The sequence below is a fragment of the Streptomyces triculaminicus genome (assembly GCF_017349075.1).
Lineage (GTDB): Bacteria > Actinomycetota > Actinomycetes > Streptomycetales > Streptomycetaceae > Streptomyces > Streptomyces triculaminicus.
Map to the genome: position 1 here is coordinate 740,364 of NZ_JAFMOF010000004.1, position 24,963 is coordinate 765,326.

Consider the following 24,963-nt stretch of genomic DNA (forward strand, 5'->3'; position numbering starts at 1 on the left):
CGTGTTCCGTTCTCCCGCCCCCGCCGCCCGGAGCCGGCGAACCGGGGCGGGCGGGGCCGCGGAAAGGCACCCCTCGGTATGCTCGCGGCCATGTCCGCCACCCCCACGTCCGGCCGCGAGAGCGGTGACCGCTGCCCCGGCGCGCTGCGACTGCACGCCGCGGACGACGGGGCGCTGGCGCGCGTCCGGCTGCCCGGCGGCCTGCTGACGTCCGTTCAGGCCGAGGTGCTGGCCGACCTGGCCGAGGAGCTGGGCGACGGCCGTCTCGACATCACCTCGCGCGGCAACGTCCAGCTGCGCGGCCTGCCGGACGCCTGCGGCGCGGCCCTGGGCGGGCGACTGCGGGCAGCCGGGCTGCTGCCGTCGGACCGTCACGAGCGGATCCGCAACGTGGTGGCCTCGCCGCTGTGCGGGCTGGACGGGCGGGATGACGGGCGGACCGACGCGCGCGTGGATGTGCAGGCCTGGGCGCGCGCCCTGGACGCGCTTCTGTGCGCCGGAGAAGACGCAGAAGAAGACGAAGCAGGAACAAGCGACTTGTCGGGATTGTCGGGCCGTTTCCTCTTCGGTCTCGACGACGGCCGCGGCGACGTCGTGGCCCTGGCGCCCGATGTGACGTTGATCGCAGAGCGGGACGGCCGGCACGCCCTGCTGTGCTTCGGCACCACCGGCCCCGCCCTGCGCCTCGCCGCCGGCGACGCCCCTCGCGCGGCCCTCCTCTCCGCGCGGGCGTTCCTCGCGGCACAGCGCGCGAGCGGCGTCGGGGCCTGGCGCGTACGCGACCTGGCCCCCGAACAGCGGCCGTCCCCCGAGCGGTTGGCCGAGCGGCTCGCCGCCGCCGGGATCGCCTGCTCGCTCGTACCGCGCCTCACGCTCCCCCACGGCCCGGCGCCCCCACCGGGCGCGGTGCACGGCCGGGACGGGCGGTGGGCGCTGTCGCTGGCGGCGCCCCTGGGACGGCTGACCGTAGGCCAGTGGCGCCTGGTCGCCCGTGCCGCCGCCCGGGACGGCGACGGCGAACTGCGTGTGACACCCTGGCGCGGCATCGTCGTGCCGGGGCTGACGGCCGTGGCGGGCGCCGCCCACCGCACGGCGTTCGCCGACGCGGGCCTGGTCGTCTCCCCCGACTCCCCCTGGCACGGGGCCGGCGCCTGCGCGGGCCGCCCCGGGTGCGCGAAGTCCCTCGCGGACGTACGGGCCGACGCGGCCGCCTGCCTCGCCGGGACGCTCCCTGGCGGGGCGGACGCCCTGCCGGTGTACTGGTCCGGGTGCGAGCGGCGCTGCGGGCATCCCGGCGGCCGGTGGGTCGACGTGCTCGCCACGGACGAGGGCTACCGGCTCGCCGTGCGGGACGATGCGGCGCGAGGACCGGCGACGGCGAGGACGGTGCCGGCGCGAGAGATGGCCGACGCGGTGGCGGCGGCCCGTACCACGACATGAACGAGGGCCAAGTGTTCGACTACGACAAGGACGGCGCGTCCATCTACCGCCAGTCCTTCGCCACCATCCGGGCCGAGGCCGACCTCGGCGGGCTGCCCGCCGACGTCAGCCGGGTCGCGGTCCGCATGATCCACGCCTGTGGGATGACGGACCTCGCCAAGGACCTGGCGTACTCCCCCGGCGTGGTGGCGAAGGCGCGCGCCGCGCTGCTCGCCGGCGCGCCGATCCTCTGCGACGCGAACATGGTCGCCTCGGGAGTCACCCGCAAGCGGCTGCCCGCGGACAACGAGGTGCTGTGCACGCTCGCCGACCCGGCGGTGCCGGAGCTGGCGGCGCGCATGGGCACGACCCGCAGCGCCGCCGCGCTGGAACTGTGGCGCGAGAAGCTGGACGGCGCCGTCGTCGCGGTGGGCAACGCGCCGACCGCGCTGTTCCGTCTGCTGGAGATGGTGGCGGAGGGCGCGCCCCGCCCGGCGGCCGTGCTCGGCATCCCGGTCGGCTTCATCGGCGCCGCCGAGTCCAAGGACGCGCTGGCCGACAGCCCCCTGGGGCTGGAGTACCTGGTGGTGCGGGGGCGGCGGGGCGGCAGCGCCATGGCCGCGGCCGCGATCAACGCGATAGCGAGCGAGGAAGAGTGAGCGAGCAGCATCCGCGGACCGAACAGCGTCCGCAGACCGAGCAGCACCCGCGGACGACGGGCCGGCTGTACGGGGTGGGGCTCGGCCCCGGCGACCCGTCGCTGATGACCCTGCGGGCCGTCGAGACCATCGCCGCGGCCGACGTCGTCGCCTACCACAGCGCCCGGCACGGCCGCAGCATCGCGCGCTCGATCGCCGAACGCCACCTGCGCCCGGAGCACATCGAGGAGCGGCTGGTCTATCCGGTCACCACGGAGACCACCGACCACCCCGGCGGCTACCGGGCCGCGATGGAGGAGTTCTACGAGGAGGCCGCGGCCCGGCTGGCCGCGCACCTGGACGCCGGGCGCACCGTGGCCGTCCTCGCCGAGGGCGACCCGCTCTTCTACAGCTCGTACATGCACATGCACAAGCGGCTCGCCCACCGCTACCCCACGGAGGTCGTACCCGGGGTCACCTCGGTGAGCGCCGCGGCCGCCCGCCTCGGGGAACCGCTCGTCGAGGCCGAGGAGGTGCTGACCATCCTGCCGGGCACCCTGCCCGAGGAGGAGCTCGCGGCCCGGCTCGCCGCCACCGACTCGGCGGTCGTGATGAAGCTCGGCCGCACCTTCCCGGCGGTGCGGGGCGCGCTGGAACGGGCGGGCCGGCTGGAGGAGGCGCGGTACGTCGAACGCGCCACGATGAGCGGTGAGCGCACGGGCCGGCTGGCGGACATCGACCCGGAGTCGGTGCCGTACTTCTCCGTGGCGGTGCTGCCGAGCCGCGTCGGCACCGAGCCGGAGCCCGCGGCCTCCGGCGAGGTCGTGGTCGTCGGGCTCGGCCCGGCGGGCCCGCTGTGGCTCACCCCGGAGGCGCGCGGTGCGCTGGCGTCGGCGCAGGACGTCGTCGGCTACAGCACCTACGTGGACCGGGTGCCCGTACGCCCCGGCCAGCGCCGCCACCCCTCCGACAACAAAGTGGAGTCCGAGCGCGCCGAGTTCGCCCTCGACCTCGCCCGTCAGGGCCGCCGGGTCGCGGTGGTCTCCTCGGGCGACCCGGGCGTCTTCGCCATGGCCACGGCCGTCCTGGAGGTCGCCTCCGAGGACCCCTACCGCGAGATCCCGGTGCGCGTGGTCCCCGGCATGACGGCCGCCCACGCGGCCGCCGCCCGGGCGGGCGCCCCCCTCGGCCACGACTACGCCGTCGTCTCCCTCTCCGACCGCCTCAAGCCCTGGGAGGTCATCGCCGAACGGCTGCGCGCCGCGGCGGCCGCGGACCTGGTCCTCGCCCTCTACAACCCCGGCTCCCGCTCCCGCCTCTGGCAGGTCGGCAAGGCCCGCGAGCTCCTCCTCGAGCACCGCACCCCGGAAACCCCCGTGGTCCTTGCCCGCGACGTGGGCGGCCCCGAGGAGTCCGTACGCGTCATCCGCCTCGGCGAACTCGACCCCGCACAGGTCGACATGCGCACCCTGCTGATCGTGGGCTCCACACAGACCCGGGCCGTACGACGAGGCGCGGCCGGCACGGAAGAGATCGCCTGGACGCCCCGCCGCTACCCCGAGCACTGACGCGCGGTCCCCGCCCCCTTCGGCACGGCGCCCGCCGTGCCCCGTCCCCGTCCCCGTCCCCGGCCCCGGCCCCGGCAAGCGCATCCGCCCGGGGGCGGGGCATCGCGCGGGGGGCGACCTGGCCCTACGCGAGCGAGGGGCGTGCGTATCAGCGCAGACCGAGCAGCATCACGTCATGGAGGTCCGCGCCCTCCCACGGGCGCGCCTCGCCGATCTTGCAGTATCCCCACGCCCGGTAGGCGGCCGATGCCGCCTTGCTGTCCGGGTGGACGTTGAGCAGCACGCGCTCCGCCTCGATGCCGTCGACCAGTGCCTCGTACAAGCGGCGCGCGACGCCCTGCCGGCGCCACGGCCCGCGCACAGCGAGCTCCATGAGCCCGAAGGTGCGGTGCCCGTCTTCCCGCCGCATGTCGTCGGACACGGGGTCGGTCAGTTGGTCCCACCACCCCGTGTCGGGCCCGAGCGGGTAGCCGTACGCCATGCCGACCGGCTCGCCGCCCTCGGCGCGGGCCAGGGCAGCACGGAAGGTGCTTTTGCGGGTCTGAGAGCGGAAGCGCCGGAAGGTGGTTGCCACGTCGTCCGCGGTCTCGTTGTACGGCGGTTCCGCGAACGCCTCGGCGTATACCAGCCTGAACGCCTCCTCGACCCGAGCGGCGGCAGAGCCGTCCATGCGTTCTACCGTGATGGCCCCTTGCTGCGTCACGTAGTGCCTCCTCGGACGGTCTCACGGATGCGCTCGCCGCACTCACGGGCCGCGATGCTGTCGACCCGGGCCACGGCCCGCTGGAACCCTCGGATCTTGCCCAGCAGCCGCGGAGAGGCGATACCGCCGGACGCGTCGAGAGCAGCGCCCATCTCCACGCACGCTTCGTCGACCTCCCCGGCGGCGAGAAGTACATCTGCGAGCTTCACGCGGTACGAGGCGCTGTTGCGAGCCAGGTCGCCGCCGATGCCGCGCACGGCGGCGCGCAGGAACGGCACGGCCTGTTTCGGCTGCTCGGCCCGTACGTACATGTCCGCCGTCGCGTAGTCGACCTCGAACGGGCCGACGAACCGGGCCCACTTCGGCACCTCGGCATCCGTGTCCGCGCGCCCCTGGTGTCTGACGGCCCGACTCAGTGCGCGGCGCGCCCCGGACAGGTCTCCCGCGTGGGTCGCGACGTTCGCATCACGCAGCGCGATCACAAGGTGCACCGTGTGACCGGCGCCCGCGCGCGTGGCGAGCCGGTACGCGTTCTCGACCGCGCTCGCCGCCTCCCATGCTCGCTCCGCCTTGATCGCGAGAAGCACCAGCGTCTCGAGCACGGAAATCTGTAGCACCGGATTATCGACAAGTTGCGCCGCGGCGAGCGCTTCCATGCAGGCGGCGCGCCCCTGATCAATGCGACCACCGTCGTAGCCATACCAAGCCCGGTGGCCATGCAGCTCGGCAAGCATCGTCTGCAACTCGCGACCAATGCGGCTGGTGCACGAGGCAGCGCCGAGAGCGTCCGTAATCTCACCATCGATACGGCCCGCCTGCGCCATAGCCGGCACGCTGCCCGCCGTATGGTCCGTCTGGTACAGGCCGTCGAGCCTCGACCGCAGGCGGGTGATATCGGACATACCGATCCGCGGCCCCGGTCGAACAGGAACAAGGGTCGCTGCGGCGAGTGCCCCAGCGTCGGCGACGAACGTTCTCCGCTTCACCTCTCCAGCGTCGCTGATCGGCATAGCAACCGTCACACGGTGCTTCGGGACGTCGAACCCCATCTCGGCCAACGGCACGCCGAACATGGCTTCCAGCACAGCCTGCTGACCCGGGTGCGGCAGAGGCGGCGGCGTTTCTCGTTCCCACCGGCGCAGCTGTCGCTCACTGAGAGAAGCAGCGACCCCGAGGCGCGCCGCCTCCTCGATGAGCGCCGCCACGAACGACGCTTGTGTGTACCCGGCGGCCCGGCGTAACCGGGTCAGTTTGCTGATCGTCTTGCCCGCCATGCGCTCTCCTCGCGACCGCGGATTTCCTCCACACCGTACTTACTTGGATTAGTGCCGAGCATGAAAACGTCCGCCTAAACGTCCGGTCCCTCGACGCCCACAGCGCCCGCTCGAGCAGTGAACTGGTGGTGCACCACTTCGAGCTACGCAGAGAGGGGGCAAGACCTGAGCAAGTCCGTACGAGCGCACGCCGGACGGCCGGCGCAGGCTATCGGTGACCACATGAAGGGTCTGCCGCAGTGGCACCGGCGGGGTGAGCACGACATCACCGCGCACTCGCCGTCGCTTCAGCTGTTGAGGCGGGAGAGGACACCGAATCGTGAATACTCGTGTCGCTGCGCCCTGGTTCGCCGGACCGAGTCCGCTCGGAGAAAGCGGCTTCCGTACCGGCGTCGGCTGGCACCTGAAATGAGGTGGCCCGCGGCTGCGGCGCCGAGGTCACAACCGCGCACCTCGACAGCCGCACCGAGGTCATCCCCGAGGCTCACCTGCCTATCGAGTGGGCCGCGTACGCCGTGCGTAGCCCCGGGCTGCTCCGCGCCGTACAGGACGTCATCGGCAACGCCGTGGCCGTTGAGAACACCTTTCTCATGGTCAAGTGGCCGGGACGCGAGTTCCTGGTGCCCTGGCACCAGGACGGCACGAATGAGCACATGGACCTCGACCCCGAACGGTCGGTCGCCGCATGGCCCGGACGGCCCGCACGAGCACGGGGTGTGGCTGCCTCTTGATGCCGGTCAAGCCTGCTTGATGGACGTCCGTCTCATCCACCGCTCGGACAGCAACACCGCCGATGAGCCCCGCGTCGGTCTGAACGTTCGCTACGTCGCGCCCGGCGCCGTCCGGGCGCGCGGCGACTACAGCCCCAGCCTGTACCCGCTCACCGGATCGGGCTGGTAGCCCAACAAGGCTCCAATGGGAAAGAGAGGAGCACCAACCGTGACCATCCTCGAGACCGGCGCACCGCCGATCACCCGTGTGCGCGTCCTCACCGGCGACGACGCCGACCCCGCCCGCAGGGGCAGCAAGACGGTCATCGCGTTCAGTGACTGTCGCTACTACTGCCCCGACGCCGCCACTGTCGAACGGTGTGTCGAGCACCTGCGCGCCAGCGACGAGCGGCTTCGTTCCCGTCCTGAAGAGCAGATGCTGTGGGACTGGCAGTGCACCTACTTCGAAGCCGACACCGACAACACCAACGGCGGTGGGACAGTCATCCTCGGCGTCTCCTGGTACGACCGGGCGTTCTTCGACGACCGCCGCGACGCCTGGTTCGGCGCCATGCACACCCGCATCTACACGGAGATCGGCGTGCCCATGGAGGACGTCACCGTGGAGCACTGGCTCGCCCTCGAGGTGGCCCAGTGGAAGGCCGAGCCGCAGTCCGCGTAGCGGCTCGGCGCCAGCCTCCTGAACGGCCAGCCTCCCCGTAAGGCCCTCGGTCCCGCCGCGTCTGCACCCCGTGGCGGGACCGAGGCACGTACCCCGCTACTCCGCGACCACCGTGCGCCCACGGGCCGCCGTTTGCGCAGGCAGAGCCGAGTCCGGACGCAACACCTGAGAGGCGACGAGCAGCGCACCGAGCGCCGAGCCGGCCACGATGACCCCGCCCACCACGAATGCCCCGCGTGGCGAGGCGTCGACCAGGAACGGCAGCAGCAGCATTCCGGCCGTGCCACCGGCACGGATCAGGGTCTGATCCACGGACATGAGTCGCAGGCGCTCGGCGGGGGCGAATGCGCCAAGGCGCGCCCGCAAGGTGACGCTTGTAGCGGGGGTGACCAGACCGGTCACCCCGGCGAGCAGCACCAGCACGGGCAGACTCCGCACCAGCCCCATGCACCCCGTCGCTACGCCTTGAACCACCCACGCCGCGCAGTAGATGCCCATCCAGCCGCTCGAGCGCCGATTACTGGCAAGAGGATTACCCAGCAGCGCCCCGACACCCACAGCCGCGGTCACAAGCCCGTAAACGGCCGCCCCGGCGCCGTACCGGTCGGCAAGCAGCGCCGGCATGCCGACTGCCGTCACGGCCGAGCAGAACAGCGCGACGCCGTGCAGCCCGATCGCAAGTCCGACGCGGGGATGCGCGCGAATCGTCGGCCACGCTCGGGCCGACGGTCGCGCCCCGCCGGGCCGGTCCGCCTCCTCACCACCGGCCGTCATGGCGTAGCGCCGTGCCAGCCAGCCGAGCGCCACCGCGGACACCGCGAATGTCACCCCGTTCAGTGCGAAGAGCTGCACCTCGGAGACAACGAGCAGCAGCAGACCGATACTCGCCGGGCCCGCGATCCGGGCAATGCGTCCCGTGAGGTCGAACAGTCCCGTGACCTGTTGCACCCGCGCTGGCTCGACGAGATCCGGCACCAGGGCGCCGAGGTTCGGATCGAACAGCGCCCCGAGGGTGCCGAGCAGCAACACCCCGACGAGTAGGAGCGCTACGCCCGGCGCATCCGGTGACCACAGGAAGGGCAACGTGACCGCGACCAGCGCCCGCGCCGCGTCGACCCACGCCAGCCGCCCGAATGTCGAGAACCGTGCGACCGCATGGCGCCCGGCGGTGCCGAGCACGACGTATGGAAGCGACTCGACGACCGCGACCAGCCCCATGAGCGAGGCCGATCCGGTCGCGGCATAGACGACCCACATCACTGAGAGCGCGTACAGCCGATCCCCGAGCACGGAGAGGCTCTGCGCGAGCCACAGCACCAGTACAGACCGCTGCCGAAGCAGCCGCAGGTAGCTCACGTACCCTCCGAGCCGAGGCGTAGAGACCGGAAGCGCTCGCCCCGGTGGAACCGGCGCCCACCCTAGGCACCCCTGGGCGCATCGGGCCCGCTGTTCCCCGACACCTCACACGAATGCGGCAGGGCCCGCGCGACACAGATCGGCCCCGCCGTACGACCGATGCCGCAGGGCAGGAACGAGGGCCATCCCCTGTGCCCCGAGGGCACACCCAGGGCACAACAACCCGATCATCCGATCTTCACTCATTCGTGGGCTGCTCATCCGGCTCGAACTGCCGCGGCTACTCCTGGTGGGATGCTCCCTGCCACCTGTTCGATCACTGGGGGGCATCTTGTCGCAGCAACCGCTCGCCGAGCCAAAGGGCGGCAAAAAATGGAAGAAGGGCTGTGGTGGCTGCGCGGTCGCCGCAGCACTGATCGCGGTCATCCTCGTTGTCGCCGCGATCGCGTCGTCGGGGGGCGGCAAGGAATCTGCCGGAAAAACGGGCTCCGATTCCCGCGGTAGTGCCTCCGACGCCCCGGCGGCCACCAAGCCGCGGACGGTCTTGTCCGAGTCGGGCAACGGGATCAAATCGACTGCGAAGTTCACCGTCTCCGGCGACTGGGACCTTCGCTACACATTCGACTGCTCGTCATTCGGCAACTCGGGAAACTTCATTGTGTCGGAGGGCCAAGCGCTGGGCGCCGTGCTGGTGAATGCGCTGGCGGCGAAGGGCGACGATGTGACCCACCTGCACGACGGCGGCACCAAGCACTTGGAGATCAACTCAGAGTGCTCCTGGACCGTGCAGGTCGTCGACCTTCCCTGATGGGGAACGGGAGCGGATGGCGGGCTCCGCGGCCCGTCCTCAGCCCAGGGTCCGGGTCAGCCACTCCACCGCCTCCGCCGGCCCGGTGGCCACGGGTATCCCGGAGGGGGTGGGCGGGCGCTGGACGACGACCACCGGGATGCCCGCCTCGCGGGCGGCCGTCAGCTTTGCCGACGTCGCGGCCGCTCCGCTGTCCTTCGTCACCAGGACGTCGATGCGGTGGCGGCGCAGCAGGTCCGCTTCTCCTTCGGGGGTGAAGGGGCCGCGGTCGAGCAGGATTTCCGTGCGGGGCGGCATCGGGGTTCGGGGGCGTCGACGGAGCGGACCAGGAACCACCTATCCTCGAGGTGCGCGAAGGCCGCCAGGCCCATCCTGCCCGTGGTCAGGAAGACGCGTTCCCCCAGTGCGGGCAGCGCGTCCGCCGCCTCGGCCAGGGAACCGACCGGGTGCCAGTCGTCGCCCGGGCCCGCGACCCAGCCGGGCCTGCGGACGGCCAGCAGGGGAACGCGGACGGCGGCGGCCGCCCGCGCCGCGTTGAAACTGATCGTGCCGGCGAAAGGATGGGTGGCGTCGATGAGCGCGTCCACCTGCTGCTCGCGCAGCCACCGGGCGAGGCCCTCGGGCCCCCCGAACCCTCCGATCCGCACCCGCCCCGCCGGCAGCCGCGGCTCGGCGACGCGTCCGGCGAGCGAGCTGGTCACGCGCAGCGCGGGGTCGGCCGCCAGGTCGGCCGCGAGGCGGCGCGCCTCGGTCGTGCCGCCCAGGATCAGGATGTGGCGCACGGCGCCGTTCACGATCTGCCGCCCTTCCGTCGTCGTCCGGTCGGCCCAGCCTACGGTCGGGGGCGGCCGTGACTGACGCCGAGGCCGTCGGCGGGCGCACCGCCCAGCTCAAGCACACCGGGATGCGCCACGGCTGGACCACGGGCGCCTGCGCGACCGCCGCCACCACGGCCGCCTACACCGCGCTGCTGACCGGCGAGTTCCCCGACCCGGTGACGATCACGCTGCCCAAGGGGCAGACCCCGGCCTTCGCGCTCGCCGCCGAGGAGAAGAGCGCCGGGCGGGCCATGGCCGCCATCGTCAAGGACGCCGGGGACGACCCGGACGTCACCCACGGCGCGCTGATCCGCGCCTCGCTGCGGATCCTGCCGGCCGGTTCCGGCGTGGTCTTCCGGGCGGGCCCCGGGGTGGGCACGGTCACCCGGCCGGGGCTGCCGCTGGACGTCGGCGAGCCCGCGATCAATCCGGTGCCGCGGCAGATGATGCGCGACCACGTGGCCGAGGTCGCCGCCCGGCACGGCGGCACCGGCGACGTCGAGATCGAGGTCTCGGTCGACCACGGCGAGGAGATCGCCCGCTCCACCTGGAACCCGCGCCTGGGCATCCTGGGCGGCATCTCCATCCTGGGCACGACGGGCATCGTGGTGCCCTACTCCTGCTCGGCGTGGATCGACAGCATCCGCCGCGGCGTGGACGTCGCCCGGGCGGCCGGGCGCCGCCATGTCGCGGGCTGTACGGGCTCGACGTCCGAGAAGGTCGCGGTCGCCGTGCACGGGCTGCCCGAGGACGCGCTGCTGGACATGGGGGACTTCGCGGGGGCGGTGCTGAAGTACATCCGCCGGCACCCGGTGGACCGGCTCACCATCGCCGGCGGCTTCGCCAAGCTCTCCAAGCTGGCGGCCGGCCATCTTGATCTGCACTCGGCCCGTTCGCAGGTGGACAAGGCGTTCCTCGCCTCCCTGGCCCGCCGGGGCGGGGGTGACGACGGCCTCGCGGCCGCCGTCACCGACGCCAACACGGGTCTGGAGGCCCTGCGCCTGTGCGAGGCGGCGGGCGTCCCGCTCGGCGATCTCGTCGCCGCCACCGCCCGGGACGAGGCCCTGGCGGTGCTGCGCGGCGCGCCCGTCGCGGTCGACGTCATCTGCATCGACCGCGCGGGCGTGATCGTGGGTCGCGCGGACCCACGGGGGCGGTGACCCCTACCGGTTCACCGGGCCGAGCGAGGCCCGGGCCGCCGTCGGCGCCGTCGTGCCGCAGAACGCCCCCTCGAAGACGTTCTCGAAGGGTGCGCTCTGCTGGAGCCAGTCACCGTTGATGTTGAAGGCGAGCGCGGTGTTGCCGTCGCGGGTGGTGGCGGCCCCTGACAGCGAGCCCCACACGACGCCGTCGTGGCCCCAGACGGTCGTCCCGCAGGACAGCGCGCGGGACATGATGCCGAGGCCGTAACCGAAGTGCTGGCCGGTCGGCACCGTCGTGAGCATCTCGTTCAACTGCGCGGCCGGCAGCACCCTGCCCTGCATCAGCGCGGCGTAGAAACGGTTGAGGTCGCCGGAGGTGCTGACGATCTCGCCCGTGGCGCCGGACCAGGAGGGACGGTAGTAGGTGGCGTCGTAGATCTCCTTCACGGGGGTGGAGAAGAAGAGCTTCGAGTAACCCACCGGATGCGTGCCCGGCAGGGCCGGGTCGGTGCCGGGGAAACGGGTCTCCGTCAGGCCCAGCGGCTTGACGATGCGGCGGTCGATCTCGCTCGCGTAGGAGTTCCCGGTGACCTTTTCGATGACCATGCCGGCCAGGACGAAGCCCGTGTTGGAGTAGCTCCAGCCCTTGCCCGGTTCGAAGTCGGGCTTCTGGCTGAGCCCGATGGCCACGATGTCCTGCGGGGTCATGACGTCGTAACGGTGCCGGTAGAAACCGGAGCCGTTCATCGCCGTGTCCCACTCCTCGGTCGACACCATGTCGTGAATGCCGCTGGTGTGGTTGAGGAGTTGACGGACCGATATTTTGTTTCCGTCGTAGCCGTTGCCCTGCACCACTCCGGGCAGCCAGCGCTCGACCGAGTCGTCCAGGCGCAGCCTGCCCTCGGACTCCAGCTGCAGCAGCGTGGTGGCGACGAAGGTCTTGGTGATGCTGCCGGCCCTGAAGTGGTCGGCGGTGGTGCGTCGTTGCTTGGTGTACGTGTCCGCGTAGCCCGATTTGCCGAACCAACTGGAGGCCGACGTACGGATTTCCGCGCCCACACCCGGCATCCCGGCGGCGACGAGGCCGTCGAGAGCCTGCTGCGTCGCGGTACGGGAAGCCGTTTCCCCCGCCGGCGTCGCGGCCGAGGCCGGACCCGCCGCGAGGACACCGCCGGCGACGGCCAACGCCGCCGTTAACGCGACAAGCCTGCCACGCATCCGCGATGTGTACTTCGACATGAACATCCCCTTAGGAAATGTGCGGCCCTGGCCCTGCCACGGCTACATGATCTTCCGAGGGAACCCTCACGACAAGGGGTCGGCGGCATGACCAGGCACACATCCGCGGGCCGTTTACCGCCCTAATTCCGCACTGTCCGACCGCAGTTGTCCCGGTCCCGGGTCGCCGAGTACAGGAAGCTGTCGGGGAACTGCCCGGCCGCCAGCGTGCGGCCGACGAGGATCACCGCGGTGCGCACCACGCCCGCCGTCCGCATCTGTTCCGCAATGTCGGCGAGGGTGCCGCGCAGGACGATCTCGTCGGGGCGGCTGGCCATCGCGACGACCGCCGCCGGGCAGTCGGGCCCGTAGTGCGGGAGCAGTTCGGCGACGACGCGGTCCGCGTGGCGGGCGGCCAGGTGGAGGACGATCAGGGCGCCGCTGCGGCCGAGGGTGGCCAGGTCCTCGCCGGGGGGCATGGGGGTGGCCCGCTGGGCCACGCGGGTGAGGATGACCGTCTGGCCGACGGTGGGGACGGTCAGCTCACGGCCGAGCGCGGCGGCCGCGGCCGCGAAGGCGGGGACGCCGGGCACGATCTCGTACGGGATGCCGTGCTCGTCCAGGCGGCGCATCTGCTCGGCCACGGCGCTGTACACCGAGGGGTCGCCGGAGTGCAGGCGGGCGACGTCCTGGCCGGACGCGTGGGCCCGGACGAACTCGGCGGTGATCTCGTCGAGGTTCAGGTGGGCGGTGTCGACGAGGCGGGCGTCCGGCGGGCACTCGGCGAGGAGTTCGGCCGGTACGAGGCTGCCGGCGTAGAGGCAGACGCCGCAGCGGGCCAGGGTCCGGGCGCCGCGGACCGTGATGAGGTCGGCCGCGCCGGGGCCGGCGCCGATGAAGTACACGGTCATGGGTGCCTCCTGGGGTCGGGGTGGGGTGGTTGTGGGGGCGGGGCCGGGGCGGGACGGGCCCTTCCGGGGCTGGAATATTTACGGCCCCTGCCAACCGGGTCAGCTTGCCCGGCCGGCAGCCGCAAATATCCCTTACGCCCTCCTCCAGGGCCCGTCCCGCCCCGGCCCCTCCTGTCCGTCCGTCGGCTTGGCCACCGACCACTGCGTCACCGGCATGGCCTGCCGCCAGCCCGTGAAGCCTCCGACGGGCACCGCGTGCGCGACGGCCAGGCGCGTCAGGTCGCCGCCGTGGCGGCGGTACCAGTCCGTCAGCAGGGCCTCGGACTCGAGCGTGACCGTGTTCGCCACCAGGCGCCCCCCGGGCCGGAGCCCGTCCCAGCAGGCCTCCAGCAGGCCGGGGGCCGTCAGGCCGCCGCCGATGAACACCGCGTCGGGAGCGGGCAGGCCGGCCAGGGCCGCGGGGGCGGCGCCGGTGACCACGCGCAGCGCCGGCACGCCCAGGGCGTCGGCGTTACGGGCGATGCGCCCGGCCCGTACGGGGTCGCGTTCCACGGTGACGGCCCGGCAGGAGGGGTGGGCGCGCATCCACTCGATGCCGATGGAGCCGGAGCCGCCGCCCACGTCCCACAGCAGTTCGCCGGGCGCGGGAGCGAGGGCGGCGAGTGTCGCCGCTCGTACGTGCCGCTTCGTCAGCTGGCCGTCGTGCTCGAACGCCTCGTCCGGCAGGCCGGGGGTGAGGGGGATGCGCAGCGCGCTCGGGTCGCGACGGCAGTCGACCGCTATGACGTTGAGCGGGGCGCCGGGTGGGTGGTGCCAGTCGTGCGCCGTGTCCGTGAGGTGGCGTTCCCGGTTCCCGCCCAGGTGTTCCAGTACCGTCATCCGGCTTGGGCCGTAGCCGCGTTCGCGCAGCAGTCCTGCCACCTCGGCCGGGGTGTCCTCGCCCGCGCTGAGCACGAGGAGGCGCCTGCCGTCGTGCAGGGCCGCGGACAGCGCGCCCAGGGGGCGGCCCACCAGGCTGATCACGTCGGTGTCGTGGAGGGGCCAGCCCAGGCGGGCGCAGGCGTACGAGACGGACGAGGGGTGCGGCAGGACGCGCAGCCGGTCGGCGCCGAGGATCTCGGCGAGGGTGCGGCCGATGCCGTAGAACATGGGGTCGCCGCTGGCCAGGACGCAGACGCGGCGTCCGGCGTGCTCCGACAGCAGGCCCGGGACCGCCGGGCGCAGCGGGGACGGCCAGGCGACGCGCTCGGCCGGGCAGTCGGTGGGCAGCAGGTCCAGCTGGCGGGGGCCGCCGATGATCACTTCGGCCGCGCGCAGCGCCTCCCGGGAGGTGGGGGCCAGGCCGGGCCAGCCGTCGGCGCCGATGCCTACGACCGTCACGGGGACAGGGCTCACGGGGCGTACCTCGGAATTCGCGGTGTATGGGGGCATCGGAACTCTACTGACCTGCGGAGACGGCATCACTCCCGGGACCTTGTTGCATAAGATGTGCAATTACTAGAGGAAGGCAGGAGGCGCGCTCGTGAGGCGTTCACCGGTGGTGCTGGGTATCGAGTCGTCCTGCGACGAGACCGGCGCGGGTCTCGTCCGGGACGGGAAACTGCTGGGCCACGCCGTGGCCTCGAGCATGGACGAGCACGCCCGGTACGGGGGTGTCGTGCCGGAGATCGCCGCTCGGGCGCATGTCCACGCTGCCGCCCCCGTGGTGCGGGCCGCGTTGGACGATGCGGGGTTGGAGATGGGGGACATTGACGCCGTCGCCGTCACCACCGGGCCCGGGCTTTCCAGTGCTCTGCAGGTCGGTGTCGCCGCGGCGAAGGGGGTGGCCTACTCGTTGGGTGTCCCTCTTTATGGCGTGCACCATCTCGCCGGGCACGTGGCCGCCGACACCCTCGAGCACGGGCCGTTGCCGAATCCCTGCATGGTGCTGATCGTCTCCGGTGGGCACACCTCGCTGCTGCTCGTGCGGGATCTGGCGCGGGATCCGATCGTCCATCTCGGGGACACCCTCGACGACGCCGCCGGTGAGTGCTTCGACAAGGTGGCCCGCGTCTTCGGGCTGCCCTATCCCGGCGGTCCTGCCGTCGACCGGGCGGCTCGTGAAGGGAATCCGCGGGCGGTGGCCTTCCCGCGGCCGCTGACCGGGCCGCGGGACGATCCTTATGCCTTCTCCTTCTCGGGGCTGAAGACGGCCGCCGCCCGGTGGGCCGAGGGGCATCGCGCGGCCGGGCGTGAGCTGCCCGTCGCGGACGGGGCCGCGTCGCTGCAGGAGGCCGTGGCCGATGTGCTGACGCGCAAGGCCGTCGGCGCGTGCCGGGAGCACGGCGTGGGCACGCTGGTCGTGGTCGGCGGCGTGGCCGCGAACTCGCGGGTGCGGGCGCTGGCGCAGGAGCGCTGCGATGCTGCGGGCATCGAGCTGCGCGTCCCGCCGCTGCGGCTGTGCACCGACAACGGCGCGATGATCGCCGCCGTCGGCGACCTGCTGGTGCGGGCGGGAGTCGAACCCGCGCCGCTCGACGTGTCCATCGATCCGTCCGCGCCCCTGGAATTCGCGACGCTTCACCCCGTGGCCCGCACCGTCCGCGTCGCCTGATCGGAGTCCCCTGTGCGTACCGCCGACATCCGCAGCCGCTTCCTCGACTTCTTCGCCGCGCGCGGTCACACCGTGGTGCCCAGCGCGCCGCTGCCCACGCCCGACCCGACGCTGCTGTTCGTCAACGCGGGCATGGTCCCCTTCAAGCCGTACCTGACGGGCGAGGCGTCCCCGCCGTGGCCGCGCGCGACCAGCGTGCAGAAGTGCGTACGGACGCTGGACATCGAGGAGGTCGGCAGGACCACCCGGCACGGCTCGTTCTTCCAGATGAACGGGAATTTCTCGTTCGGGGACTACTTCAAGGAGGAGGCCATCGCCTTCGCCTGGGAGTTGTCCGTCTCCGCTGTCGAGGACGGTGGGTACGGGCTCGATCCCGAGCGGATCTGGGCCACCGTCCATCATTCCGACGACGAGGCCGCCGTGCTGTGGCGGCGCATCGCGGGGCTGCCCGAGGAGCGGATCGTCCGCCGGGGCGACGAGGACAACTTCTGGTCCATGGGCGTTCCGGGGCCGTGCGGTCCCTGCTCGGAGCTGTACTACGACCGGGGGCCGGCCCTCGGCCGCGCGGGCGGGCCGGCCGTGGACGAGGACCGGTACATGGAGTTCTGGAACCTCGTCTTCATGCAGTACGAGCGGGGCGAGGGCGCCGGCAAGAGCGGCTATCCGATCCTGGGCGAGCTGCCGCGCCGCAACATCGACACCGGCATGGGCCTGGAGCGCATGGCCACCCTGCTGCAGGGTGTCGACAATCTGTACGAGATCGACGAGACGCGGCCCGTGCTCGACCGGGCAGCGGAACTGACGGGTGTGCGGTACGGGGCCGATCACCTGGCGGACGTGCGGCTGCGGGTCGTCGCCGACCATGTGCGCACCGCCCTGATGCTGCTCGCCGACGGCACGGCGCCCGGCAACGAGGGGCGCGGGTATGTGCTGCGACGCGTGCTGCGCCGGGCCGTGCGGTCGGTGCGGCTGCTGGGGTACCAGGACCCGGCCCTTCCGGAGCTGCTGCCCGCCGCCCGGGACTGTATGAAGCACAGCTATCCGGAGGTGGCCGAGGAGTTCGACCGCATCTCCCAGCAGGCCTACGCCGAGGAGGACGCCTTCCGGTCGACGCTGCGGCAGGGGACAACCGTGCTGGACACGGCCGTGGCCGAGGTCAAGGCACGCGGCGGTCACCTGCTGCCGGGCAGGCAGGCGTTCCTGCTGCACGACACCTACGGCTTCCCCATCGACCTGACCCTGGAGATGGCCGAGGAGCAGGGCGTCGAGGTCGACCGTGAGGGTTTCACCTCCCTGATGACCGAGCAGCGCGAGCGGGCCCGCGCGGACGCCCGGGCCCGTAAGTCGGGCGGCGCGCTCGACACGTCCGTGCTGCGGCCGGTGCTGGACGCCCACGGGCCGACGGACTGGCGGGCCTACGACGCGCTGGAGACGGAGTCGCGGGTGCTGGCCCTGCTGGGGACGGGCGGGCCGGTGACGTCCGTACGCACAGGCGGGATCGCCACCGCTGTCCTGGACCGCACGCCCTTCTACGCCGAGTCGGGCGGCCAGGACAGCGACGCGGGTGCGCTGACCGGCGCGTCGGTGGAGGCTGAGGTGCTGGACGTGCAGCGGCCCCTGCCGGGGCTGGTGGTCCATCAGGTCCGGGTGACAGCAGGCGAGTTGGCGGTGGGCGACGCCGTACGGGCGGCCGTCGACCCGGAGTGGCGGCTGGGCGCCCGCCAGGCGCACTCGGGCACCCATGTGCTGCACGCCGCGCTGCGGCAGGTCCTCGGCCCGACGGCCCTGCAGGCCGGTTCGTACAACCGGCCCGGCTATCTGCGGCTGGACTTCCCCTGGCGCGGCCCGCTCGGGCCGGTCGCGCGCGGCGAGGTCGAGGAGGCGGCGAACCGCGCGCTGCGGCGGGACCTGCCGGTGGACGTGCGGTGGATGTCGCTGCCCGAGGCCAAGGAGCTGGGCGCGCTGGCGCTGTTCGGCGAGACGTACGGCGAGCGGGTGCGGGTGGTCGAGATCGGCGGGGCGTGGTCGCGCGAGCTGTGCGGCGGCACGCACGTCGCGCACGCGGCCCAGGTGGGCGTGGTGGCGCTGACGGCGGAGTCGTCGGTGGGGGCCGGGATGCGGCGGCTGGAGGCCGCGACGGGCTTCGAGGGCTTCGGCTACCTGGCGCGCGAGCGCGACCTGGTCTCCCGGCTGGCGGAACAGCTCCAGGCGCCGCGCACGGGGCTGCCGGAGCGGGTGGCCGGCCTGCTGGAGCGGCTGAAGGCCGCGGATCAGCGGGCGGAGGAGCTGCGCGGGCGCGCGGCGCTCGCCCGGGCGGCGGAGCTGGCCGCGGCGGCGACGGACGTGGGCGGCACGCTGATGGTGACGGCGACCACGGACGCGGACGCGCGTGCTCTGGCGCTGGCCGTGCGGGACCGTCTGCCGGAGGCCCGGCCGGGCGTGGCAGCGATCGGGGCGACGGCGGGCGACGGCGGCAAGGCGGTCGTGACCATCGCCTTGAACGGGGCGGCCGTCACGGCGGGCCTGTCGGCCGCCGCGCTGGTGAAGTCCCTGCTGGGCGGCCGCGGCGGCGGCACGGCCGAGGTGGCCCAGGGCGGCGGGCTCGCGGCGGGCGCGCTCGCGGCGACGCTGGACGCCCTGCGGGGGATGCTGCCCTGATCGTTCCTCCGGACGGGCCGGTACGGCCCGTCCGGAGTCGCTGCTACCAGTTGGACTTGCGGTAGTCCTTCAGGAAGCAGCCGAAGAGGTCCTCGCCCTGCTCGCCGCGGACGATCGGGTCGTAGACCCGCGCCGCGCCGTCCACCAGGTCGAGCGGGGCGTGGAAGCCCTCCTGGGCCAGCCGCAGCTTGTCGTAGTGCGGGCGCTCGTCGGTGATCCAACCGGTGTCGACCGAGGTCATGAGGATCTTGTCGGTCTGGAACATCTCCTGGCCGCTGGTCCGGGTCACCATGTTCATCGCGGCCTTGGCGGCGTTGGTGTTCGGGTGCCCCGCGCCCTTGTAGCCGCGGCTGAACACGCCCTCCATGGCAGAGACGTTGACGACGTACGCGCGACCGCTGGCCGCCCGCCGGGCCGCCTCGGCCATCGCCGGGCGCAGCGCGCTGATCAGGATGAACGGCGAGGTGTAGTTGCACAGCTGGGTTTCGAGCAGCTCGACCGGGGAGATCTGGTCGATGGTCTGCACCCAGGTGTTGGTCTCGACGACGTCCGGCAGCAGGCCGCCGGCGTCGATGGCGGTGCCGTCGAGGTGCCGTTCGAGGCTGGCGTTGCCCGCGACCAGGGCGAGGTCGGCGACCTTCTGAGCGTCCAGGCCGCTCGCGCCCAGCGGCAGCGCCGCCAGGCCGTCGACCGCGCCGGAGTTGAAGGCGCCGATGACGTGGTGGGCGGGCAGCTCGCCGACGGGCAGCGGGGCGCCCTCGCCCTCGACCAGTGCGGCGTACGCGCTGGGCAGCCGGCGCACGGTCTGGGTGGCGTTGTTGATCAGGATGTCCAGCGGGCCGGCCTCGGCGACCTGCTCGGCGAGCGCGACGGCCTGGGCCGGGTCGCGCAGGTCGATGCCCACGACCTCCAGGCGGTGCATCCAGTCCGCCGAGTCCTCCATCGCCTTGAAGCGGCGGATGGCGTCCTTGGGGAAGCGGGTGGTGATCGTGGTGTGGGCGCCGTCACGCAGCAGCCGCAGCGCGATGTACATGCCGATCTTGGCCCGGCCGCCGGTGAGCAGCGCACGCTTGCCCGTGAGGTCGGCGCGGGCGTCGCGCCTGGCGCGGTTCTCGGTCGCGCAGCCCGGGCAGAGCTGGTGGTAGAAGTAGTCGACCTCGACGTACCGCGTCTTGCAGACGTAGCAGGAGCGCGGGCGCTGGAGTATCCCGGCGATCCGGCCGGCCTCGGTGATCGAGGACGGCAGGATGCCCTCGGTCTCGTCGTCGATGCGCTCGGCGGAGCCGGTGGCGGTGGCCTCGGTGACCTGCTTGTCGTTGGCGGTCTTGGCGGCGCGGCGCTCCTGGCGGCGGCGCTGCTTCACCGTCCGGTAGATCCCGGCGGTGGCGCGCCGGACCGCGATCGCGTCGGGGTGGTCGACCGGAAGCCGGTCGAGTTCCTCGAGGACGCTCAGGCACATCGCCATGCGATCCGGGGCTATGCCCGGGGTGTCCGTGTCCGACGGGTGGCCTGCACCGTCGAGGTGTTCTTCAGTGACGGTCATGACCGCTGTCGTTTCCCAGTCCGCTTGTGAGACAAATGTTCCAGGAAACTGTACGTAGGCGAACCCGGCAGCGCCAAACCCGTGATCGTTCCGGGCCGGAGGGCGACCGCCCCGGCGGGCTGGGCCGGTCTTCCGCGGCGGTCGGCCGGAACCGCGTGAAGCGGTGCGGAAGTGCCGGAATCCGATTTTTCAACCACCATACATTACATCCGACTTATTGGCCTTTCCGGGTTAATTACGTGTCATGAGGCCCATATTGGCCCATCTCTTACTGAAACGGCGGCCACAATTGCCTCTCAACACCCCTTAGAAAGGTTTAGCCATGTCGCGTATCGCCAAGGCAGCCGTCCTGACCGCCGCCGTCGGCACGACCCTCACCGGTGCCACCGGTCTCGCCGTCGCCGACTCCGGCGCGCAGGGTGCGGCTGTGGGCTCCCCCGGCGTCATCTCCGGCAACGTCATCCAGGTCCCGATCCACATCCCGATCAACCTCTGCGGGAACACGATCGACATCGTCGCCCTGCTGAACCCGACGTTCGGCAACACCTGCGTCAACACCTGACCTTCGCCCTACCCTGAGCGCGCGCGTCAACAGCCGGACCGCGCGCCGCGTGGGAAAGGGGTCACAGTCAGCCGCCGGATCCCTCTCCCGTGCGTTCGTGGCGCCCACCGACCTCCTGGTGGGCGCCACTGCCGTGTCCGCCCCCGGCCGCCGGGTCGGCCTCGCCGCCCTCGGGGCCGGAGCGCTGGTCGTGCTGGGCGCCCGGCAGGTCGGGGATCTCGACGATCGGCGGCAGGTCGGGGGTCAGGTGCGAGTGGTTGGACTCCATGGTTCGGCCCTGCCTTGCTGTGGGAGGTGGCGCGGGCGCCGTGATGCCGCCCGTGAGGGGGGAATCAGGCAGCCGCGAGCAGCTGCCGGCGCAGCCGGGCGCAGGTGCGGCTGAGGATGCGGGAGATCTGCATCTGGGAGACGCCGAGGCGGGCGCCGATCTGCTGCTGGGTGAGGTTGCCGAAGAAACGCCAGTACAGGACGTACTTCTCCCGCTCCGGCAGCGCGTCCAGGAGCGGCTTGAGGGACTGCCGGTCGATCACCAGCTCCAGCGCCCGGTCGCAGCGGCCGAGGGTGTCGGCGAGCGGGAGCTCGTCCGAGCCGGCCACCGTGTGGTCGAGGGAGAGGGTGTGGTGCACGCCGTCGGCGTCCAGTCCGCGCCGCACCTCCTCCTCCGACAGGCCCGTCTCCGCCGCCAGCTCGGCCACGGTGACGTCGGAGCCCGCGCCGAGCTGCTCCAGGCGGGCCGCCGCGGCGCGCACGGCGGCCCGCAGCTCCTGGTCCCTGCGGGGGATGTGCAGGGACCACACATGATCGCGGACGTGCCGTTTGAGCTCGCCGTTGATGGTGGGGATGGCGAACGACTCGAAGGCGTGGCCGAGCCGTGGGTCGTAGCGGTCCACGGCGTGCACCAGGGCCAGCGCGGCCACCTGGCGCAGGTCCGCCGGGCTCTCGCCGCATTTGCGGAAGCGCATGCTGACCCGCTCGGCCATCGGCAGCCAGGCGGCGATCACGTCCTGCCGCAGCCGGTCGCGCTCCGGTCCGGGGGGAAGGGCCGCGAGGCGGGTGAAGACTTCCGCGGTGTCGGCCGTCTCGCCGTCGTGGCCTCGGGCGTCGCGGGCGGATGGGCGGGGCGTCGGCTCAGCCATGGTCACGGTGGTCCCCTCGCTCGTGCGTCAAGGAGTCGCCTGCCGGCCGGAGGACCTTCCGGGGCGTGCGGGTGCCCTCGCGTCCCGTCCGCGAACGGGGGAAGGGGCGCCGCTGGGCCGGGGGCCGGCCGGGGTCGGCCACGGTGGTCTCAGCATGCCTCCGGCCTGCGCTTCCCGCGACTCGGAGCGGCCGCGCGGTGACGTGGCGTGATGCCCGGCGGAACGTCCCGGTGGGGCGGGGCCGGGGCGGTCGGGGCCGTCCGGGGTGAGAAGCTGCCGGAGCGGGGAAGGGGCCGGTGGTCCTGGTGAGCGAGGACGACGCGGCGACGTTCTGACGGGTGAGGGCATATGTACGACGTACTGGTGGTGGGCTCGGCCAACGCCGATCTGACGGTCCGGGTGGACCGTCGGCCGGGGCCGGGCGAGACCGTGCTCGGCACGGACCTGGTGGAGTCGGCCGGCGGCAAGGGCGCCAACCAGGCCGCGGCGGCGGCCCGCCTCGGGGCCCGTACGGCCCTGCTGGCCCGGGTCGGTGACGACGCGTTCGGCGAGCTGCTGCTGGACGCCCAGCGGGACGCGGGCACCGAGCTGCGGCACGTCCTGGTGGAGAAGGGGGCCCGCACGGGCACCGCGATGATCGTGGTCGGCCCGGACGGCGACAACTCCATCGTCGTCTCCCCCGGCGCCAACGCGGCCCTCTCCCCCGCCGACGTCACGGCCGCCCGCGAGGTGATCGCCGCCTCGGCCGTCCTCTCGCTCCAGCTCGAGGTGCCCGAGCGGACCGTACGGGCGGCGGTCGCCGTCGCCGCGGAGACGGGCACCCGCGTCGTCCTCAACCCCTCGCCGGCGCCGGAGGTGCTCGATCCGGCGCTGCTGGCCGCGGCCGACCCGCTCGTCGTCAACGAGCACGAGGCCCGGCGGCTGTCGGGCCTCCCGGACGGCGACCCGGGGCGGCGGGCCGCCGCGCTGCGGGACCTCGGCGCCCGGTCGGTCGTGGTCACCCTCGGCGCGCAGGGCGCGCTCGCGCTGGACGCGGACGCCGCCGAGCCGGCGTCGGTGCCGGGCGTCGAGGTCGAGGTGGTGGACACCACCGGCGCCGGGGACGCCTTCACGGGCGCGCTGGCCGCCCGGCTGGCCCGGGGCGCCTCCCTGGCGGAGGCGGCCCGCTTCGCGGTGCGGGTGGGGGCGGCGTCGGTGACGCGGGAGGGCGCGCAGCCGTCGTACCCGACGGCCGAGGAGCTGTGACCGGCCCTAGGGCGTATCCGATGGGTCGGTGACCGGCCGCCCTCAGCGCACCGTCTGCCGTGGGACGAGGTCCAGCGCCTCCTTGGCGCCGGAGCCCCGCTCGGCGAGCGCCGCGAGCTCGCCGACGGCCCGCTCCTCGCCCAGGGTCGCGGCGGCCCGCAGATGGCGCCGGGCCTGCCCGAGGCGGTGCAGCGTCAGATGGAGGCGGCCCAGGGCCAGATGGGCCTCGGCCGCCGGTCCCGTGGCGCCCGCTCCCTCGGCCGCGCGCAGCGCGTCCCGCAGCGCCTGCTCCGCCTCATCGAAGAAGCCGTCGTCCGCCAGGCCGCGGCCCACCGTCAGCAGGGCCTCGCACACCGTCCGGCGCCGTGCCTCGAGGCGGGCCGCCGCGGTCTCGGTCAGCCGCCCGCCCACGCCCTCCAGGGCGGGCCCGCTCCACAGGTCCAGCGCGCCGCCGTAGAGGACGCCGGCCCGCCGGGCCTCGCCGCGCGCGGCGGCGCGGTCGGCTGCGGCGACCAGGTCGTCGAACTCGCGGACGTCGAAGCCGGCCCGCTCGGTGCACAGCCGGTAGCCCGAACGCGTGCCGGCGATGAGCGTGCCGCTGTGCCCGGCGGCCCGGAAGGCCTTGCGCAGGGCCACGACGTCCAGCGCGACCCTCGCCCGCGCGGAGAGCGGGGCCCGCTCGCCCCAGACCGCGTCGACCAGGGTGGCGACGGGCACCATGCGGCCCCGGGCCAGGACGAGCAGCGAGAGGATGACGCGCTGTCTGCGGCCGGTGACGGTGACGCGTTCGTCGCCGACACTCGCCGAGACCGGTCCGAGGAGGCTGAAGGAGACCGCGTCGGGGTGGACGCCCATGATGGTCACGGCATTCCCCCGGCCCGGCGGTCGAGCTCGCTCGCGAAGCGCAGCCAGGCCTCGGCGCTGTGCCGGGCCGCCTGGGCCACGGCGGCGTGGCGGTGCGGTGGCACGGCGTCGACGAGCCGGCGCCATCGCTCGCCGCCCATGCCGTGGACGCTGAGCAGGTTGAGCAGGGCCCGGCCGCCCTCGGTGAAGCGGAGCGAGGGGTCGGAGCGCAGGGTCCGCAGGAGCGGTTCGGTGCTCACCGCGGCGGCAGCGGCAGCCGCCACGGGCCCGGGAACGCCGGCCCGCTGGGTGGTGTTGGCGGCTTTCGCGGCCACTGCGACGGTTCGTACGGCGGGCTCGGCGGGCGTGCCCCGGCTCTCGGCGTCGCGCAGCTTCTTCGGCACCGGGTCGAGTCCCTGGAGCAGCCGCATGCGGACGTCGCGGGCGGTGCCGACGGCGATGCCGGCCATGCCCGCGATCTCGCGGAGGCTGGCCTGCGGCCTGGCGGCGATGAGGGCGCCGGCCCGGCGGCGGCCCTCGGCGGCGTTGAGCGGCCGGACGCGGCCGTCGCGGCCGGTGCGGGCGGGCGGCTGCGGGCCGGTGTCGGCCGACCGCCGGCGCACGGCGGCCACCGTGCTGGCGGCGAGGCCCGTCGCCGAGGCGATCAGGCGGTCCGACCAGTGCGGATGGCTGCGGATGATGCGCTCGGCGGCGGCCGACCGGTCGGCCTGCGAGAGCGGCAGCCCGTGCAGGATGTTCGCCCTGACCGCGTAGACGAACGCGTCGTCGGGACTGCCGTCGAAGAACCGGACCGCGATCCGCTCATCCCCCCGTAGACGAGCGGCTCGCAGCCGGTGCATGCCGTCGACGACCCGCAGGGTGGTGCGGTGCACGACGATGGCAGGCAGGGGTACGTCCAGCGCGGCGAGCGTCTGGACGTGCCGGAGGTCCTCGCCTGCCACCCGTGGGGAGTCCGCGGGTAACAGCGCGTCGGGAGAAAGCAAGGCGAACTGCTGCTGCTTCGGTTCCGGAACCGTCACGGCACCCCCTCCAGATGGACCTCCGGCCACGGCGGATCGCGCACTCGGGGGAGGCGGGCGTCTGGAACCCTCCTCCTCCAACTGGTGACTGATCGC

The 24,963-nt window shown here is 73.2% G+C and carries 22 protein-coding genes, 1 tRNA gene and 2 pseudogenes; 12 read left to right on the forward strand and 13 right to left on the reverse strand.

Translation table 11 applies throughout. The features are described 5' to 3' along the window. Positions 1-90 precede the first annotated feature (90 nt). Genes J1792_RS26885 through J1792_RS26895 form a run of 3 tightly spaced genes read left to right on the forward strand, consistent with a single transcriptional unit; the run spans position 91 to position 3,625 of the window. A complete protein-coding gene (locus tag J1792_RS26885; protein WP_242646616.1) occupies positions 91-1,440 on the forward strand; it encodes a ferredoxin-like domain-containing protein in 1,350 nt (449 codons plus the stop codon). After that, the gene (locus tag J1792_RS26890) at positions 1,437-2,078 is read left to right on the forward strand and encodes a precorrin-8X methylmutase (RefSeq protein WP_086574692.1); all 642 of its coding nucleotides are present in this window, start codon (positions 1,437-1,439) and stop codon (positions 2,076-2,078) included. The genes J1792_RS26885 and J1792_RS26890 overlap by 4 nt, the downstream gene beginning before the upstream one ends. After that, entirely contained in the window at positions 2,075-3,625 is a 1,551-nt protein-coding gene (locus tag J1792_RS26895) for a precorrin-2 C(20)-methyltransferase (protein ID WP_207248372.1), read from the forward strand. The genes J1792_RS26890 and J1792_RS26895 overlap by 4 nt, the downstream gene beginning before the upstream one ends. Positions 3,626-3,773: 148 nt before the next feature. On the opposite strand, the gene J1792_RS26900 is transcribed toward J1792_RS26895, so the two are convergent. After that, positions 3,774-4,295, reverse strand: a complete 522-nt coding sequence (locus J1792_RS26900; RefSeq protein ID WP_086574247.1) for a GNAT family N-acetyltransferase — start codon at positions 4,293-4,295, stop codon at positions 3,774-3,776. 29 nt (positions 4,296-4,324) lie between these two features. Beyond that, a complete protein-coding gene (locus J1792_RS26905; protein WP_086574249.1) occupies positions 4,325-5,602 on the reverse strand; it encodes an NsdA family TPR-like regulatory protein in 1,278 nt (425 codons plus the stop codon). 413 nt (positions 5,603-6,015) lie between these two features. Here J1792_RS26905 and J1792_RS26910 point away from each other — a divergent pair, with 413 nt between their 5' ends. Genes J1792_RS26910 through J1792_RS26920 form a run of 3 tightly spaced genes read left to right on the forward strand, consistent with a single transcriptional unit; the run spans position 6,016 to position 6,994 of the window. After that, entirely contained in the window at positions 6,016-6,333 is a 318-nt protein-coding gene (locus J1792_RS26910) for a phytanoyl-CoA dioxygenase family protein (protein ID WP_086574250.1), read from the forward strand. A 19-nt stretch (positions 6,334-6,352) separates the two neighbouring features. Beyond that, a complete protein-coding gene (locus J1792_RS26915; protein ID WP_179199087.1) occupies positions 6,353-6,502 on the forward strand; it encodes a hypothetical protein in 150 nt (49 codons plus the stop codon). 39 nt (positions 6,503-6,541) lie between these two features. Further along, a complete protein-coding gene (locus tag J1792_RS26920; RefSeq protein ID WP_242646617.1) occupies positions 6,542-6,994 on the forward strand; it encodes a hypothetical protein in 453 nt (150 codons plus the stop codon). A gap of 96 nt (positions 6,995-7,090) precedes the next feature. Here J1792_RS26920 and J1792_RS26925 read toward each other — a convergent pair whose 3' ends face one another. Beyond that, positions 7,091-8,350, reverse strand: a complete 1,260-nt coding sequence (locus J1792_RS26925) for an MFS transporter (RefSeq protein WP_086574252.1) — start codon at positions 8,348-8,350, stop codon at positions 7,091-7,093. 331 nt (positions 8,351-8,681) lie between these two features. Here J1792_RS26925 and J1792_RS26930 point away from each other — a divergent pair, with 331 nt between their 5' ends. Then, positions 8,682-9,158, forward strand: coding sequence for a hypothetical protein (locus J1792_RS26930; RefSeq protein ID WP_143587843.1), 477 nt, complete (start codon positions 8,682-8,684; stop codon positions 9,156-9,158). 39 nt (positions 9,159-9,197) lie between these two features. Here J1792_RS26930 and J1792_RS26935 read toward each other — a convergent pair. After that, positions 9,198-9,955, reverse strand: a pseudogene (locus tag J1792_RS26935) (cobalt-precorrin-6A reductase). Positions 9,956-10,062: 107 nt separating this feature from the next. Between J1792_RS26935 and J1792_RS26940 the strand changes: the two are divergent. Beyond that, a complete protein-coding gene (locus tag J1792_RS26940; RefSeq protein ID WP_086574263.1) occupies positions 10,063-11,136 on the forward strand; it encodes a cobalt-precorrin-5B (C(1))-methyltransferase in 1,074 nt (357 codons plus the stop codon). A gap of 3 nt (positions 11,137-11,139) precedes the next feature. Here the strand turns inward: J1792_RS26940 and J1792_RS26945 are convergent, their stop codons facing one another. The 3 genes from J1792_RS26945 to cbiE form a co-directional block, all read right to left on the reverse strand. Further along, entirely contained in the window at positions 11,140-12,357 is a 1,218-nt protein-coding gene (locus tag J1792_RS26945; protein WP_207248373.1) for a serine hydrolase domain-containing protein, read from the reverse strand. A 122-nt stretch (positions 12,358-12,479) separates the two neighbouring features. Continuing rightward, positions 12,480-13,247, reverse strand: coding sequence for a precorrin-4 C(11)-methyltransferase (cobM, locus tag J1792_RS26950; RefSeq protein WP_207248374.1), 768 nt, complete (start codon positions 13,245-13,247; stop codon positions 12,480-12,482). A gap of 132 nt (positions 13,248-13,379) precedes the next feature. Further along, on the reverse strand, positions 13,380-14,678 hold the full coding sequence (gene cbiE, locus J1792_RS26955; protein ID WP_207248375.1) for a precorrin-6y C5,15-methyltransferase (decarboxylating) subunit CbiE: 1,299 nt from the start codon (positions 14,676-14,678) through the stop codon (positions 13,380-13,382). Between the two features lie 109 nt (positions 14,679-14,787). On the opposite strand from cbiE, the pseudogene tsaD reads away from it, so the two are divergent. Further along, positions 14,788-15,669 (forward strand): annotated as a pseudogene (tsaD, locus tag J1792_RS35960) (tRNA (adenosine(37)-N6)-threonylcarbamoyltransferase complex transferase subunit TsaD); the annotation flags it as partial. A gap of 61 nt (positions 15,670-15,730) precedes the next feature. Here the strand turns inward: tsaD and J1792_RS26965 are convergent. Then, positions 15,731-15,825: transfer RNA gene (locus J1792_RS26965), tRNA-OTHER, on the reverse strand. A gap of 27 nt (positions 15,826-15,852) precedes the next feature. On the opposite strand from J1792_RS26965, the gene alaS reads away from it, so the two are divergent. Then, the gene (alaS, locus tag J1792_RS26970) at positions 15,853-18,498 is read left to right on the forward strand and encodes an alanine--tRNA ligase (protein ID WP_207248376.1); all 2,646 of its coding nucleotides are present in this window, start codon (positions 15,853-15,855) and stop codon (positions 18,496-18,498) included. A 43-nt stretch (positions 18,499-18,541) separates the two neighbouring features. Here the strand turns inward: alaS and J1792_RS26975 are convergent, their stop codons facing one another. Beyond that, positions 18,542-20,041 carry an SDR family NAD(P)-dependent oxidoreductase gene (locus J1792_RS26975; RefSeq protein ID WP_086570265.1) on the reverse strand — a complete coding sequence of 500 codons (1,500 nt, stop codon included), beginning with the start codon at positions 20,039-20,041 and terminating at the stop codon, positions 18,542-18,544. A gap of 322 nt (positions 20,042-20,363) precedes the next feature. Here J1792_RS26975 and J1792_RS26980 point away from each other — a divergent pair, with 322 nt between their 5' ends. After that, a complete protein-coding gene (locus J1792_RS26980; protein ID WP_086570267.1) occupies positions 20,364-20,603 on the forward strand; it encodes a chaplin in 240 nt (79 codons plus the stop codon). A 67-nt stretch (positions 20,604-20,670) separates the two neighbouring features. Here J1792_RS26980 and J1792_RS26985 read toward each other — a convergent pair whose 3' ends face one another. Continuing rightward, positions 20,671-20,871: a hypothetical protein gene (locus J1792_RS26985; protein WP_086570268.1), complete on the reverse strand. Its 201-nt coding sequence runs from the start codon at positions 20,869-20,871 to the stop codon at positions 20,671-20,673. Positions 20,872-20,935: 64 nt separating this feature from the next. Beyond that, positions 20,936-21,739 carry a sigma-70 family RNA polymerase sigma factor gene (locus J1792_RS26990; RefSeq protein ID WP_207248377.1) on the reverse strand — a complete coding sequence of 268 codons (804 nt, stop codon included), beginning with the start codon at positions 21,737-21,739 and terminating at the stop codon, positions 20,936-20,938. 348 nt (positions 21,740-22,087) lie between these two features. On the opposite strand from J1792_RS26990, the gene rbsK reads away from it, so the two are divergent. Beyond that, a complete protein-coding gene (rbsK, locus tag J1792_RS26995; protein WP_207248378.1) occupies positions 22,088-22,984 on the forward strand; it encodes a ribokinase in 897 nt (298 codons plus the stop codon). Positions 22,985-23,026: 42 nt separating this feature from the next. Here the strand turns inward: rbsK and J1792_RS27000 are convergent, their stop codons facing one another. Together J1792_RS27000 and J1792_RS27005 are read right to left on the reverse strand one after the other, a co-directional pair. Continuing rightward, positions 23,027-23,839 (reverse strand): AfsR/SARP family transcriptional regulator, encoded by an 813-nt coding sequence (locus tag J1792_RS27000; RefSeq protein WP_242646748.1) that lies wholly within the window; start codon positions 23,837-23,839, stop codon positions 23,027-23,029. Positions 23,840-23,844: 5 nt separating this feature from the next. Beyond that, positions 23,845-24,867, reverse strand: coding sequence for a ParB/RepB/Spo0J family partition protein (locus J1792_RS27005; RefSeq protein ID WP_086575011.1), 1,023 nt, complete (start codon positions 24,865-24,867; stop codon positions 23,845-23,847). Between the last annotated feature and the right edge of the window lie 96 nt (positions 24,868-24,963).

Excerpts from the sequence above, each read along its gene's own strand:
- J1792_RS26890 (WP_086574692.1), top strand. The coding sequence starts at position 1,437 with ATGAACGAGGGCCAAGTGTTCGACTACGACAAGGACGGCGCGTCCATC.
- J1792_RS26990 (WP_207248377.1), bottom strand. The coding sequence starts at position 21,739 with ATGGCTGAGCCGACGCCCCGCCCATCCGCCCGCGACGCCCGAGGCCAC.
- J1792_RS26915 (WP_179199087.1), top strand. The coding sequence starts at position 6,353 with ATGGACGTCCGTCTCATCCACCGCTCGGACAGCAACACCGCCGATGAG.
- J1792_RS26985 (WP_086570268.1), bottom strand. The coding sequence starts at position 20,871 with ATGGAGTCCAACCACTCGCACCTGACCCCCGACCTGCCGCCGATCGTC.
- J1792_RS26940 (WP_086574263.1), top strand. The coding sequence starts at position 10,063 with ATGCGCCACGGCTGGACCACGGGCGCCTGCGCGACCGCCGCCACCACG.
- J1792_RS26975 (WP_086570265.1), bottom strand. The coding sequence starts at position 20,041 with ATGACCGTCACTGAAGAACACCTCGACGGTGCAGGCCACCCGTCGGAC.
- rbsK (WP_207248378.1), top strand. The coding sequence starts at position 22,088 with ATGTACGACGTACTGGTGGTGGGCTCGGCCAACGCCGATCTGACGGTC.
- J1792_RS26900 (WP_086574247.1), bottom strand. The coding sequence starts at position 4,295 with ATGGACGGCTCTGCCGCCGCTCGGGTCGAGGAGGCGTTCAGGCTGGTA.
- J1792_RS26885 (WP_242646616.1), top strand. The coding sequence starts at position 91 with ATGTCCGCCACCCCCACGTCCGGCCGCGAGAGCGGTGACCGCTGCCCC.
- J1792_RS27000 (WP_242646748.1), bottom strand. The coding sequence starts at position 23,839 with ATGGGCGTCCACCCCGACGCGGTCTCCTTCAGCCTCCTCGGACCGGTC.
- J1792_RS26945 (WP_207248373.1), bottom strand. The coding sequence starts at position 12,357 with ATGTCGAAGTACACATCGCGGATGCGTGGCAGGCTTGTCGCGTTAACG.
- J1792_RS26980 (WP_086570267.1), top strand. The coding sequence starts at position 20,364 with ATGTCGCGTATCGCCAAGGCAGCCGTCCTGACCGCCGCCGTCGGCACG.
- cobM (WP_207248374.1), bottom strand. The coding sequence starts at position 13,247 with ATGACCGTGTACTTCATCGGCGCCGGCCCCGGCGCGGCCGACCTCATC.
- J1792_RS26905 (WP_086574249.1), bottom strand. The coding sequence starts at position 5,602 with ATGGCGGGCAAGACGATCAGCAAACTGACCCGGTTACGCCGGGCCGCC.
- cbiE (WP_207248375.1), bottom strand. The coding sequence starts at position 14,678 with ATGCCCCCATACACCGCGAATTCCGAGGTACGCCCCGTGAGCCCTGTC.